This window comes from Chromobacterium subtsugae (assembly GCF_001676875.1).
Lineage (GTDB): Bacteria > Pseudomonadota > Gammaproteobacteria > Burkholderiales > Chromobacteriaceae > Chromobacterium > Chromobacterium subtsugae.
The window spans coordinates 1-13,072 of the sequence record NZ_JYKA01000025.1; the positions used below are offsets into that span (position 1 = coordinate 1).

The following is a 13,072-nucleotide window of genomic DNA, read 5'->3' on the forward strand; positions in this document are numbered from 1 at the left end:
GGTTAGTCGGGTGGAGGTCAATTTGCCAGAAATCTCTACTTTTCGCCGCTACGTTTTTGCGGGAGGAGGTCACACGGTTGGCCAGCCAAATATACCGATGCTGCCATCCAGTTATGTCTGAGCATCAAATGCCTGTTCAGTCTACCGTTGCGGAAGAGTCTGGGCATGGTGCATAGCCTGCTGCAATTGGCTGGGTTTGACTGGCCTGTGCCGGATCACTCCACCATGCCGTCGCCAGCGTACCTTGCGGGTCCGGATCAGCTATCGTCGCAGCAACGGCCCGCGGCATCTGCTGGTCGATAGCACCGGCATCCAGTTTCACGACGAGGGCGAGGGGAAACGCAAAAAGTACGGTGCCGAATATCGTCGCCAGTGGCGCAAGGTACATCTGGGCATCAATGCCGAAGCGCTGGAAATCCGTGCCATCGAAGTGAGCGGCAACGGCGTGGGCGACGCACCTATACTGCCTGAGTTGTTAATGCAGTTGCCTGCGGATAAGCCAATAGCTACGGCGACGCTGGATGGTGCTTATGACACGCAGGGTTGTTACGCTGCGCTGCTTGGGCGAGGGATTATGCCGGTGACTCCGCCGCGCAAGAGCGTCAACTAGTGGAATTGCAGGCCGCGAAGTCCGCAACGCAGCGATTGCGGCGTGCAAACGCTTGGGGCGACGAATCTGGAAACGCTGGAGCGCTTATCGCGCCGCAGTTTGGTGGAGACAACGATGCGCTGCTTCAAGAGGGGATGTGCTTCACGGTCTGGGCGGTAAGGGCTGTCGGGTATCTCAATAATCAAACTGGATCATACCCCGAAACATACCCCGCTTTTGCGCTGGAATCCATGAGATGGCTGCGGACGGCTCTGGAAATGAAAAAGCCCGCAGATCTAATGTCTGCGGGCTTTTTCAGTATTCCCAGAAGCTTCTGGGAATGAATCTTGGTGCCGGCGGCAGGAATCGAACTCGCGACCCCCTGATTACAAGTCAGGTGCTCTACCAACTGAGCTACACCGGCGAAGAGATTGGCATTATGCCGAGCTTTCTTTGGATTGACAAGCTAGTCACTGCGTTTTTTTATGCTTGGCGTGATGCTTCTTGGCTAGCTTTTTGTTTTTATGGTGTTTGTTTTTGTGTGCTTTGGCCGGCTTGTGGGCTTTCTTGGCGGCATGATGCGCGCCATGCGGCTTTTTCGCGTGTTTTTTGCCGGTGTGGCGGTGGTGCTTGGCGTGAGCGTGGGCTTTGGCGGGTTTCAGTTTGCCGTGGCTGGCCTTGGGGGCGTGATGCTTGGCGCGCGCGGCTTTGTTGTGGCTGGCGGCGCGGGGGGCTGCCTGGCTGGCACGTGATTTGTGCAGCGGTTTTGCCGCCGGAGCGGCCTGGAAGTCGCCCGGCAGGGGCTGGTCTTCCGGTTCGGCGTGGCTCACGGAACTGGCCATGGCCAGACCGATGGCGATCAAGGGACTGATGAGCTTGATAAGTTTCATATTGGCTTGAGATGTTGTTTGGATAAAACGAGCAAGGTTATGTCGCGTATTTGCCTATATTAGCATGTGTTCGGCATGCGGCCAGGGACTCGCGTGGCGCGACGCGCGCAGGCGGGGATGCCGAGATGCGATGGCGTTGGTGGCGAGTGGGCGGTATCGGATATGGCGGTGGCGGAAGGGCTTTGGCTGATGGCAGGGTTTGATGATTGTTGGCGCGGGATGGAGCCCGTCGCCATCTGGCAAATGCCGGCGGGCCTGCTATGGTTGAATTTCATGACCCTTTTGGAATAAAGGATTTTGCATGAAAATCACCTTTGAATACACGCCGTTTTCCATTGCCGCCTTAAAGGGGGACCCGCCGCCGATCAAGCAACTGCCAGATGGATATCCGGCGCCGGCCAAGGGCGATGTCTTCTTGCTGGGCGACCCGCCGCTGCGGTTGCTGGTGGCGGAGCGGCGCTATCGTTTCCATGGCGGGGAGTGGGGCCTGCACATCATGCTGGGGCTGGACGGCTAGCTTGGCGCTTTGGCGCGCACATGAAAAACCGCACAGCCAGTCTGTGCGGTTTGCTTTTGCGGTCAGGCCCGTGGGCGCTTAACGCTGTGTTTTGCCGGCGGCGCGCGCGGCCTTCACCGCCAGGAAGCGGGAGAAGGCGTCGATGCGGGAGGTGGTGCTGCCGTCCTGGATGCCGGCGTCGCTCATCATGGTGTAGTAGGCGCTGGGCTGGAACAGGGAGGTGAACAGGTAGCCGCTGCGCAGGTAGTTGGTGTCCTTGCTGTTGCCGGCGCCGGTGGTGCCGTTCAGGCGGCCAGCGTAGTGGCGGTCGCCAAGGCGCATCACGTCGAGGACGGTGTTGGCGATGGGCGCCAGCTGCGCGGCTTTCAGGCCGTAGCGGCCGCTTTGATACAGCCGGTACAGGCCGGCGGTGTCCAGGCTGCCATGGCTATTGTCCTCGCCGGAGGTGTCGGGCAGGGTGTAGCCCCAATCGTAGGCGGAGCGGCCGGCTTTGTCGGTGTAGCGGGTGAGGCCGGACTGGAGGAACCAGTCTAGGTTGGCCTGCAGGATCTGGTCGTAGCGTTTGACCAGGGAGGGATTGTCTCGCAGCAGCTCATGTGCCTGGGCCAGGTTGAGAAAGCCGTAACCGAACATCATCTGCTGGTTCCACGGCACCGGCTGTCCGCCCTTGTAGGGCGCGTTGGCGGCGAAGTACATCAGTTTGCCGTCGCTGAGCTTGAGCAGCGATTTCAGAATGTGCTGGTCGACCGTCTTGTCGGCCTCGCGCAGATAAGTCTTGGCGCGTTGCAAATAAGTGGCGCCGAAGAGGAAGGGGTCGCCGCCGGCGACCTTTTGGTCGTAGATGGCGCTGGTTTTCAGGATTTGGCGCGCGCAGCTGGCCAGGTGGCCGACCGGGTCGCCTTGTTCGCCGCCGGTCTGGATCGGACTGACGTCCGGCGTGTTCGGCCATACCGGGTCGATGCGGCCGGTCCAGATCACGCGCTGGCCCGTAGGGGCGGGCGCGATGTCATTGCGTTCCGACAGCAGCGCGTCGCAAAACGACACCATCTTGTCCAACAGCGGCTGGCTGGGGGCGATGTCGTAAACCAGCGCCATGGCTTTCAGGTTTTCGCCGCTGCGGCCCTGCGCCCATTCATTGCCGACATTGGACGCGCCTGGCTGCAGGCCCTGGGCGTAATCGACGAAGGACTGGATTTCATTGCGGGTGACCGGCCCATCCAGGCTGTCCACGGTCATGGCGGCAGCCTGCGCGTGGGCGCAGGCAAGCGGCAGGCTCAGCGTCAGGGCAAGGCTCAGCAGGGTTTTCTGTTTCACGATTGCTTCTTTCATCCGGGGGTGGGCAAGGCGAGCGGCATTGTGCAGCGCCTTTTTGAGCAAATATTCTATTTGAATTTTTGCCGCGGCGCGCGAGGGATTGCGCGTGAGTTTTATGCATGAAAGACAGGGGATGGGTTTGGCCGACGCCGACGTGGGATATTGCCGAAGTCGGGCTGGTTTTTGAGGCGGTTGGGCGAATGCGGCGCAGGGGCGGCGGGATCGAAACACCCCGCCGTTTCAGGTTTTCAGCCGAGCTTAAGTTTCCTGCTTGAGAATCAGCTCGCGGCCATGCGCGATCAGGTGGTGGGCGATGGAGATGGGGCTGGGCAGCGTCGGCAGCGCGTCGATGTCGAACCAGCCGGCGTCCTCGATTTCGTCTTCCTGCGGGCGGATGTCACCGCCGTCGTACTCGGCGGTGAAGGCCAGCATCAGCGAGTGCGGGAACGGCCAGGACTGCGAGAAGGCGTAGCGCAGATTCTTGACCCGGATGCCCACTTCTTCCAGCGTTTCGCGGTGCACGCATTCCTCCAGCGTTTCGCCGGGTTCGACGAAGCCGGCCAGCGCGCTGTACATGCCGGGGGTGAAGTGCGGGCTGCGCGCCAGCAGCAGCTCGCGGCCGCGGTTGACCAGCACCATCATCGCCGGCGAGATGCGCGGATAGTAGACTTGGCCGCAGCTGGGGCAGTGTTTGCCGACCTGGTCCCGGCTGGTTTGCAGCGGTGACGCGCAATGGCCGCAATAGCGGTGGCTGTGGCGGAACTGGCGCAGCTGGGCGGCGCGCGCCGCGGCCTGGATTTGCGCCGCCGGCAGCGCCATCAAGGCCGGCCGCAGCGGCAGCCATTCGCCTTGCTCGGGGCGGTTTCCCACCAGTTCGGCCATGAACAGATTGTGCTCTTCGTGCACGCCGAGAAAGCTGGTGCCGGTCAACTGGCAGCCTTCCGGCGGCAGGGAGGGGAGGCGCTTGTCCAGCAGCCACAGCTGGCTGCCGTCGAAAACGCACCAGCGCGCGGGCAGCGCCGGCGCCGGCTGTTGCGGAAGTTGAAAGGGCATGATGCCTCAGGCATGTTTCGACGCGTTCAGTTTACGCCCACTCCCGGCCCGGCGTACATCCAGTGTTCGCTTTGCCGGCGCACCACTTCGCTGAGCGAGCCGCTCTGGTCGTGGATCTGGCGCAGCCACTGGCTGTCGCTGTGGCGCTTGAGCGCGCGCTGGCGCAGCTGGGCCAGCTGGGCTTGGCAATTCAGCGCCTCGGCGTGCTCGTCCAGCGCTTTCAGGCTGTCCAGCAGGTCTTCCTGCAGGCCTTGCTGGCGATTGGAGCGGGCGTCCACCAGCACGCCGTCGAAGCCGAAGCGGCAAGCCTGGAAGCGGTTGTAGCTGTAGGTGAGGTAGGGCTCGGGGCTGATGTCGTGCCAGTCCTCGGCGAAGCAGCGCCGCGCCAGCATCTGGGCGTAGGCGGCCAGCAGCACCGGGGTGTCTATCGCCAGCGGGGTGTCGCAGATGCGGATTTCCACCGTGCCGTATTCCGGTTTGGGACGGATGTCCCAGTAAAAGTCCTTCATGCTGGCGACGATGCCCAGCGAGGCCATGCGCTGGAAGTAGTGGTTGAAACTGTCCCAGCTGTCCACCACCGGCATGCAGCCGGACAGCGGGAAGGCGTTGACGCTGGTCAGGCGCGAGGTCTGGAAGGCGGTGTCCACGCCTTGGTAGAACGGCGATGACGCCGACAGCGCGATGAAGTGCGGAATGTAGCGCGCCAGGTAGTGGTTGAGTCGCACCGCGGCGTCGCCATCGGGACAGCCGATGTGGATGTGCTGGCCGTAGACGGTGAACTGCTTGGCCAGATAGCCGTACAGCTCGGATACCAGTTGGTAGCGCTCCTTGGGGTAGATGCGCTGGTCGTCCCAGTGCTGGAACGGGTGGGCGCCGCCGCCGGCCAGTCCCAGGTTGAGCTTGTGGGCGCTGTCCACCAGCAATTGGCGTATCGCCAGCAGCTCTTCCAGCATCTGGTTGACGTCGTGGTGGATGGCGGTGCCGATCTCTATCATGCCCTGGGTGATTTCCGGCTTGATGTCGAAGCCGTGCGGCTTGCGGTTGATTTGCAACAGCAGGTCGTCGGATCCGCGCGTCAGGTTGTAGTCGCGGCGGTTCAGTATCATCAGCTCCAGCTCCACGCCCAGGGTGAGCGGCTGGCTTTGGTTGAATTCAAGCATGGCTGGCTCCTGCGGTTTCGCCGGCCAGGCGCAGCGCCAGCCGGGTGAGGATGGGGGCGACGATTTCGTTGATCAGCAGGGCGGCCATCAGCGCGGCGCTGAACGAGGTGGCGGCTTCGCCCAGCGACACCATGCCCAGGCCCAGCAGCAGCGCCGAGCCGCCGGTGAGCGGGCTGAGCGCCAGCCCCAGCCAGGCGCCCTGCTTGCGCGAGAGGCCGTTGCCGCGCGCGGCCAGCCACCACACCAGCATGCCGATGCCGCTGCGCAGGATCAGGCACAGCAAGGCCAGCTGCCAATGCGAGGCCAGCGCCTGCGGCGACAGGTGGGCGCCGGCGGAGACAAAGAAGGCCACCGTGAACACGTGGCTGAGCGACAGGATGCCCGGTTCGCTGACGGTGTAGCCGTGGCGCAGGCTGCGGGTACTCATGCCGGCCACCAATAGCGCCAGCAGCGCCAGCAGCTGCAGCATGTCGGCCAGGCCGACCAGCAGCGCGATCAGGCCGAACAGCATCACCCGCTGCGCGTCGCGCTGGTGGCCGCCCAGCCAGCGGTTGAGCTGGGTGGTGACCAGGCCGGCGGCCAGGCCCAGCGCCGCCGAGCCCAGAATCAGCCAGCCCGGCATCAGGATGCCGTCCTCCACGCTGTGGTTTGCGGACAAATGGCTGTAGGACAGCGCCAGCGCGAAGCCTATCATCGCCAGCAGGCTGGACAGCGCGGTGGCGGTCAGCAGCCGTTCGCTCACCTGGCCGTCGGCGCGCGATTCGCGCACGATCTCCAGCACTACGATGGGCGAGGTGGCCATGCCCAGCGCGGCCAGCATCAGGCTGGCGGCGGGGCCGAAGCCATTGCCGCTCAATAGCGCGTACAGCGCCGCGAACACCAGCAGGCAGTAGAGCAGGGTGGTGGCCAGCAGGGTTTTCTCCAGCCGCAGCCAGCGCAGGTCGACGCGGCGGCCGGCCTCGAACAGCGCGATGCCCAGCGCCAGCTGCACGAACAGCGAGGCTTCGTTCAGCAGCTGCTGGTCCAGCAGATTGAGGCTGTACGGGCCGATGAGCAGGCCGGTGACGATGTAGCCGGTGATAGCGGGCAAGCGGGCGACGCGCACGGCGATCTGGCCGCCTATCACGCCCAGGGCCAGCAATATGCCGAACGCCGCCAGCGGGTTCAGCGCCAGATCGTGCCAGATGGGGACGGTCATGTTTTTCTCCTGTGATGCAGGGCGGGGAGCCATTGAATTGCGCCGCCGCGCCCAAAGGTATTCATGACTGACGCGATTCAAGGCCAAGAGTTCATGCTGCTAGACTGGATGCGCCGCCTGGGCGGTAAGCGGGCGCCCCCCGCATTGCTGGAAAAACTGCGGGAAGAAGCCGCGGCGATGCCGTTGCTGGCCGGCCTGTCCGCCGAGGAAAACGGCCGCCTGCTGCAGTTGGCCGGCGAGCTGCTGATGGCCAAGACCATCACCGCGCTGGAGGATATGGAGGTGGACGACGCCATGCGCTGCCGGGCGGTTCTGCAGTTGGCGTTGCCCGGCATGAACCTGGGAATCGGGGCCTATGGCAACTGGCGCGAGGTCGTGCTGTATCCGGCGCCCTTCGTGGTGCGCAGCCGCTGGCAGGACGGCATGGGGCTGACCCACGAGGGCGAGCAGGTGCTGATCGGCCAGGCGCATTACCAGGGGCCGCTGGTGCTGTCCTGGCCGGATGTCAACGAGTCGCCGCTATTGGATGGCTGGAACGTGGCGCTGCACGAGATCGCCCATCAGTTCGACATGCTGGATGGCCCGGCCAACGGCGCGCCGCCGCTGCACAAAGGCATGGACCGCGCGTTGTGGAGCCGGGTGTGGAACCAGGCCTACCGGCAGTTCTGCCGCGAGGTGGACCATGGCTTGGAAGGCTGGCTGGACCCGTACGCCAGCGAGAACCCGGCGGAGTTCTTCGCGGTGCAGAGCGAGGCATTTTTCGAGATTCCCCATCTGCAGCGGCGCGATTACCCGGAACTGTACCGGCAACTGAGCCTGTTCTACCGGCAAGACCCGGCCGCGCGGCTGCCCGAAGTGGCGGAGGCCGACCTGCTGCCGCCCCCGCCCCCGCCTCAGGCCTGAATGCCGGCCGCCAGCCCGGCGTCCCGCCGCCGCGCCAGCAGGTAAACGCCGACCAGCAAGCCCAGCAGGCATTGCAGCAGCAGATAGTAGGCCGGCGCCATCGCGTCGTATTTCAGCCAGACCGACAAAATCACCGGGGTGAGGCCGCCGGCGAAGGCGTAGGCGACGTTATAGGAAAACGACAGCCCGGAGAAGCGCACCGCCGCCGGGAAGGCGCGCACCATCACCAGCGGCACCGCGCCGACGATGCCGACGCAGAAGCCTTGCAGTGCGTATAGCGGATAGAGTTGGCTGCTGTCCACCGCCAGCACGGTGTAAAAGGCGTAGCTGCTGGCGCCCAGCAGCAGGCTGCCGCCGATGAAGGTGAGGCCGCTGCCGATGCGGTCGGAGAGCACGCCGGCGACCAGGCAGCCCAGGGTCAGCGCCACGATGGCCAGGCTGTTGGCGCGCAGCGCGTCCACCGGCAGGATGTTGAATTGCTTCTGCAGATAGGCCGGCGCCATCAGGATGGCCACCACGATGGCGATGGCCAGGAACCAGGTGGCGAACATCGACAGCGCCACCGCCGTCTTGTGCTTCTTCAGCACCGTTTTCAGCGGCAGCTCCTCGGACAGCGCCTTGCGCGCTTTCAGCTCGGCGAATACCGGGGTTTCATGCAGCCATTGACGCAGCTGCATCGCCACCAGGCCGAACACGCCGCCGATCAGGAAAGGCAGGCGCCAGGCCCAGCCGGCGATCTGCTGCGGGGTGAAGGCCAGGTTGATGGCGGTGGCGATCAGCGAGCCCAGCAGGATGCCGGCGGTGAGGCCGGCGGTGATCATGCTGCAGGCGAAGCCGGTGTGGCGGCTGGGGGAGTGCTCGGCGACGAACACCCAGGCGCCCGGCACCTCGCCGCCTATCGCCGCGCCTTGCAGAATGCGCAGCGCCAGCAGCAGCAGCGGCGCCCAGATGCCGATATCGTGGTAGGTGGGCAGCATGCCCATCGCCAGCGTCGGCAGCGCCATCAGCAGGATGCTGAGGGTGAACACCCGCTTGCGGCCCAGCAGGTCGCCGAAATGCGCCATCACGATGCCGCCCAGCGGCCGCGCCAGATAGCCGGCGGCGAAGATGCCGAAGGTTTGCAGCTGGCTCAGCCAGTCGGGCATGGCGGGGGGGAAGAACAGCTTGCCCAGCACCACGGCGAAGAACACGAAAATGATGAAGTCGTAGAATTCCAGCGCGCCGCCCAGCGCGGCCAGGCTCAGGGTCTTGTAATCCTGGCGTTGCAGCGGGCGGGCGGAAGGCAGAACGGGTGGGTGCTTGTCCATCGGTGGCTCTCCTCTTGTCTTGGTCTAGTTATGAGCGGACCGTATGGTTTTGGAATGTCGGCCGCTGCAGCCAGAGTAAAGGAGCCTCCGCTGTCTGACAATACGATGGGGGGCGGCTATTTCACCGCGCCGTCCATGCCGCGCATGAAGAAGCGCTGGCAGCACAGGAACACCAGCAGCACCGGAGCGATGGCGATCACCGCGCCGGCCGCCACCATCCGGGTGGAGGTGGCGAAGGCGCCCTTCAGGTACAGCACGCCCACCGACAAGGGATAGAGTTCCGGTGTTTTCAGCACCACGCTGGGCCAGACATAGACATTCCACGACCACACCAGCGTGAAGATGCCCAGCGTGGCGAGGTAAGGCAGGCTGAGCGGCAGGCAGATGCGCCAGAACACCTGCCAGTCGCCGGCGCCGTCCATGCGGGCGGCGTCGACGATTTCATCGGGAATCTCCTCGAACGCGTGCTTCATCAGATAAATGCCGAAGGCGCCGGCCAAGGATGGCAGCACCACGCCCAGCCGGCTGTCGTCCAGCCCCAGCCGCGAAATGGTGACGTAGTTGCTGATGAAGTTGATTTCGCTGGGCAAGAGCAGGGTGGCGAGAATGGCGTAGAACACCAGTTGCCGGCCGCGAAAGCGCAGCTTGGCCAGCGGGAAGGCGGCCAGCGCCGAAACGACCAGCGTGCCGGCGGTGGTCAGCCCGGAGATCCACAGCGAGTTGCAGAAGAAGCGCCCCAGCGGAATGGCGTCCCACACCGCGATGAAGTGGCGCCAGCCGGCGTCGCGCGGCCACAGCTCGGGCGGGAAGTCGAACACCTGCTCGCCGTTGCCGAAGGCGATGCCCAGCGTCCAGATGAAGGGATAGCAGCAGGCGAAGGACAGCGCCAGCAGCAACAGGCTATGGGGCAGGCGGCGCAGCGCGCGGCGGCGCGCGGCGGGGCGAAGCAGGGCGATGGCGGTCATGGCGTCCTCAGCGGTGGTCGGCGCGGATCAGTTTGAAATTCAGCCAGGCCAGCAGCAGGCAGACCAGGGCCAGCGTCAGGCCGGCGGCGGCGCCGCGGCCGAAGTCCAGCTGGTTGAAGCCCTGGTGGAAGGCGTAGTACAGCACGGTGTAGGTGGAGTTGAGCGGCGCGCCGCGCGTCATCACCAGCACCTCTTCGAAAGCCTTCAGCGCGTCCAGCGTGGAGATCAGGCTGCAAAACAGAATGGTGGGCTTGAGCATGGGCACGGTGATGCGCCAGAAGCGCTGCCAGGCGTTGGCGCCGTCCAGCCGCGCCGCTTCCTGCATCTCCGCCGGTATCGATTGCAGGCCGGCCAGGTACAGCACCATGTAATAGCCCAGGCCGCGCCACCAGGTGACGAACATCACCGAATACAGCGCCAGGCTGTCGTCGCTGAGAAAGCCGATGTCGCGCTCCGCCGCCAACAGCTTCAGCCAGTGCAGCGCGCTGTTGAGCACGCCGTAATCGGCGTACATCCAGTTCCACATGATGCCCACCACCGACACGGTGGTGACCACCGGCAGGTAAAGGGCGGCGCGGAACAGCCGGATGCCGGGCAGGCTGCGGTTGGCCAGCACCGCCAGCGCGATGCCGGACAGCTGGATGGCGGGCACCACCAGCAGGTATTTCAGCGAGTTGGCCATCGCCTGCCAGAACACCGCGTCGTCCAGCAGGTCGCGGAAGTTGTCCAGCCCGACCCATTGCGGCGGCGACACCAGGTCGTAGCGGGTGAAGGCGATGAAGCCGCCGAACAGCAGCGGCCAGAAGGTGAACACGGCCAGCAGCAGCAGGGCCGGCGCCAGGAACAGCCAGGCGTTGCGTTCCGACGATTTCATGGAGGGTTTCCGCGGGCGCTGAAAAAATGCCCCTCTCCGGCTAACCGGAAGGGGCGAGGAGGAGAGACTGGGCTCCTGTCGCTACTGCAAGTGCCGGTTCCAGAAGGCGGCGGCGTCGTCCAGCGCCTTCTGCGCGTCTTTCTTGCCGGTGACGGCGGCTTCCACATTGTCCACCAGGCTCTTTTTCAGATCGGCGACCCGGGGGACGCCGGTCAGCACCAGGGTACGGATATTGCGCGCCACCTTGGCGCCTTCGATGCGCGAGCTTTCGATCGCGCCGCCGTCGGCCGAGGCCTTGACGAAATAACTGTCGGCGAGCGCCTTCTGTGTGGAAGGGAAGGTGGCGCCGGTCACTTTGGAGAAGGCCAGCTGCTGGCTGTCGCTGGTCAGGAAGCGGGCGAACTTCACCGCCTCCTGCTGGGTGCGCGCCGGCAGGCCGCGGGACACTGCCCAGCTGAACAGGTAACCGCCCTGGACGATGCGGGTCGGCCCCAGCGGCGCCGGCTGCACCACGGTGGCGGCGTAGATGCCGCGGGCGTCTTCCCGGGCTTTTTGCGCGGCGGTGGGCGCGGTTTCCATCATCGCCAGCCGGCCGCTGTTGTAGAGCTTGACGCTGTCCTGATAGTTGTCGTCGGCGAACAGGCTGTCGCGCGCCAGCGCGCCGGCCCGGTAGGCGTCGGCGAACTTGCGGACCAGCGCGGCGTGCGCCGGGCTATTGAACACCGCCTTGCCGTTCTGGATCAGCGGCAGGCCCTGGCCCAGCATGATGCCGTCTATCTGGCCCAATTGCGGCAGCAGGCCGGGCACGCCGGTTTTGGCCTTGATGATTTTGGCCAGCCGCAGCTCGTCGTCCAGGCTGGCGATGGGATGGCGCGGATCCAGGCCGGCCTTGCGGAACAGCTCGCCGTTGAGCGTCAGCACATTGACGTTGTTGTACCAGGGCAGGCCGTACAGCTTGCCGCCGAAGCTCAGGTCGGCCAGCGCGTTGGGCAGGTAGGCGGACTTGTCGGCTCCCAGCGCGCTGTCCAGCGGGATCAGCGAGCCTTTTTGCGAATACTTGAACAGCCGCGGCACGTCGTGGTTGACCAGCGCCGGCGGCTTGCCGGCGGCGATGGCGGCGTTGAGCTTGGTTTCGAAGTTGTCGTTGAACACGTCCACCCACTGCACTTCCACATCCGGGTGCTGTGCTTCGTAGGTTTTCTTCACCGCGGCGAAATAGCCGTCGAAGCGCGGCTTCAGCGAGTCGGTCCAGAATTCCAGCTTGACCTTGTCGGCATGGGCCGGCGCGCCGAGGGCGCAGGCCAGCAGGGCGAGGCAGGCCAGCGCCTGTCGGTGGGGTTTCATCGCAGTCTTCTCCTTAGTGTTTTTCAACGTTGCAGCAACAGCAGCGCGCCGCGGGTGGCATCGCCCTGCGGCGGCACCAGTTGCTGGCGGAAACCGGGCGGCAGCCAGTCGCGCAGCGCCTGTCCCAGGCCGCCGCACAGCGCCGTCGGCAGCTCCGAGCGCGGATCGAGCGCGCGGGCGATGGCCCAGGCGTCCTCGCCCGCCTGCCGCAGCAGCGCGTCGGCTTGCGGATCGGTGCGGGCCGCGGCCAGCACCAGCGGCGCCAGCTGGGCGAACTGCGCCGGCGTGGCGCGGCCGTTCCAGCCCATCATGCTTTGCCAGCTGCCGCCGACGAATTCCAGCACCGAGCGAGTCAGCGGGCCGTGGCTGCTGCGGCCGTCCAGCGCCATCTGGGTGAGCTGGGCCGCCCGCTGTCCCAGCCAGGCGCCGCTGGCTTCGTCGCCGCTGGGATAGCCCCAGCCGCCCACCTCGCGGTGGCTGCCGTCGGCGTACAGCGCCTCGCCTATGCTGCCGGTGCCCAGCGCCACGATCACGCCTGGTTTGCCGGCGTGCGCGCCCAGCAAGGTGGTGAAGCCGTCGGTGGCCAGCTTGAGCGCGGCGAAGCCGGGGGATTGAGCCTGAAACTGCCGCGCCCATTGGCTGTTGTGCACGCCGGACAGGCCGATGCCCAGCGCGCAGTCGCGGTAGCTGGGGCTGGCGACGCCGATGCGCGCGAAAGCCGCGTCCAGCGTGGACAGTATCGTGCGCCAGGCTTTTTCCACGCCCAGCGACAAGGCCGATCCCGGGCCTTCCGCTTGCGCCAGCACCGCGCCGTCGGGCGCGGCGACGCAGGTCCGTGTGCCGGTGCCGCCGCCGTCGACGCCGATCAGGAATTTCGCTGGAATGTGCATGCTTGGTATGGCCTAGCGGCCGCCTCATCAATGATGACATTTGGATTTTCAGCAGTAAAGCATTGGCT

At 65.2% G+C, this 13,072-nt stretch carries 12 protein-coding genes, 1 tRNA gene and 1 pseudogene; 3 read left to right on the forward strand and 11 right to left on the reverse strand.

All coding sequences use genetic code 11. The annotated features are described in order from the left end of the window. Positions 1–75: 75 nt before the first annotated feature. Positions 76–742, forward strand: a pseudogene (locus tag MY55_RS24675) (IS5 family transposase); the annotation flags it as partial. Between the two features lie 195 nt (positions 743–937). On the opposite strand, the gene MY55_RS20485 reads toward MY55_RS24675, so the two are convergent. Next, a tRNA-Thr gene (locus tag MY55_RS20485) sits at positions 938–1,013 on the reverse strand. A 46-nt stretch (positions 1,014–1,059) separates the two neighbouring features. Further along, on the reverse strand, positions 1,060–1,479 hold the full coding sequence (locus tag MY55_RS20490) for a hypothetical protein (RefSeq protein WP_146008336.1): 420 nt from the start codon (positions 1,477–1,479) through the stop codon (positions 1,060–1,062). Between the two features lie 301 nt (positions 1,480–1,780). Between MY55_RS20490 and MY55_RS20495 the strand changes: the two genes are divergently transcribed. Then, the gene (locus MY55_RS20495) at positions 1,781–1,996 is read left to right on the forward strand and encodes a hypothetical protein (RefSeq protein WP_043581106.1); all 216 of its coding nucleotides are present in this window, start codon (positions 1,781–1,783) and stop codon (positions 1,994–1,996) included. Between the two features lie 78 nt (positions 1,997–2,074). Here MY55_RS20495 and MY55_RS20500 read toward each other — a convergent pair whose 3' ends face one another. The 4 genes from MY55_RS20500 to MY55_RS20515 form a co-directional block, all read right to left on the reverse strand. Continuing rightward, positions 2,075–3,310: a hypothetical protein gene (locus MY55_RS20500; protein ID WP_065202945.1), complete on the reverse strand. Its 1,236-nt coding sequence runs from the start codon at positions 3,308–3,310 to the stop codon at positions 2,075–2,077. A 258-nt stretch (positions 3,311–3,568) separates the two neighbouring features. After that, positions 3,569–4,363 carry an NAD(+) diphosphatase gene (gene nudC, locus MY55_RS20505; protein WP_043581110.1) on the reverse strand — a complete coding sequence of 265 codons (795 nt, stop codon included), beginning with the start codon at positions 4,361–4,363 and terminating at the stop codon, positions 3,569–3,571. Positions 4,364–4,389: 26 nt separating this feature from the next. Then, positions 4,390–5,523, reverse strand: a complete 1,134-nt coding sequence (locus MY55_RS20510) for a YbdK family carboxylate-amine ligase (RefSeq protein ID WP_043581112.1) — start codon at positions 5,521–5,523, stop codon at positions 4,390–4,392. Then, complete coding sequence (locus MY55_RS20515) at positions 5,516–6,721, reverse strand: cation:proton antiporter (protein ID WP_043581114.1); 1,206 nt, start codon at positions 6,719–6,721, stop codon at positions 5,516–5,518. The genes MY55_RS20510 and MY55_RS20515 overlap by 8 nt, the downstream gene beginning before the upstream one ends. A gap of 63 nt (positions 6,722–6,784) precedes the next feature. On the opposite strand from MY55_RS20515, the gene MY55_RS20520 reads away from it, so the two are divergent. Beyond that, entirely contained in the window at positions 6,785–7,624 is an 840-nt protein-coding gene (locus MY55_RS20520; protein ID WP_052878022.1) for a M90 family metallopeptidase, read from the forward strand. Here MY55_RS20520 and MY55_RS20525 read toward each other — a convergent pair. From MY55_RS20525 to MY55_RS20545, 5 genes are all read right to left on the reverse strand, one after another. After that, positions 7,615–8,931: an MFS transporter gene (locus tag MY55_RS20525; protein WP_043581117.1), complete on the reverse strand. Its 1,317-nt coding sequence runs from the start codon at positions 8,929–8,931 to the stop codon at positions 7,615–7,617. The two genes, MY55_RS20520 and MY55_RS20525, sit on opposite strands and share 10 nt — an antisense overlap. A gap of 116 nt (positions 8,932–9,047) precedes the next feature. After that, positions 9,048–9,896, reverse strand: a complete 849-nt coding sequence (locus MY55_RS20530) for a carbohydrate ABC transporter permease (RefSeq protein WP_043581119.1) — start codon at positions 9,894–9,896, stop codon at positions 9,048–9,050. Positions 9,897–9,903: 7 nt separating this feature from the next. Further along, positions 9,904–10,770, reverse strand: a complete 867-nt coding sequence (locus MY55_RS20535; RefSeq protein WP_043581121.1) for a carbohydrate ABC transporter permease — start codon at positions 10,768–10,770, stop codon at positions 9,904–9,906. Positions 10,771–10,851: 81 nt separating this feature from the next. Beyond that, positions 10,852–12,114 carry an ABC transporter substrate-binding protein gene (locus tag MY55_RS20540; protein WP_043581123.1) on the reverse strand — a complete coding sequence of 421 codons (1,263 nt, stop codon included), beginning with the start codon at positions 12,112–12,114 and terminating at the stop codon, positions 10,852–10,854. A gap of 23 nt (positions 12,115–12,137) precedes the next feature. Beyond that, positions 12,138–13,004 carry a glucosamine kinase nucleotide-binding domain-containing protein gene (locus MY55_RS20545; protein ID WP_043581125.1) on the reverse strand — a complete coding sequence of 289 codons (867 nt, stop codon included), beginning with the start codon at positions 13,002–13,004 and terminating at the stop codon, positions 12,138–12,140. Positions 13,005–13,072: the final 68 nt, after the last annotated feature.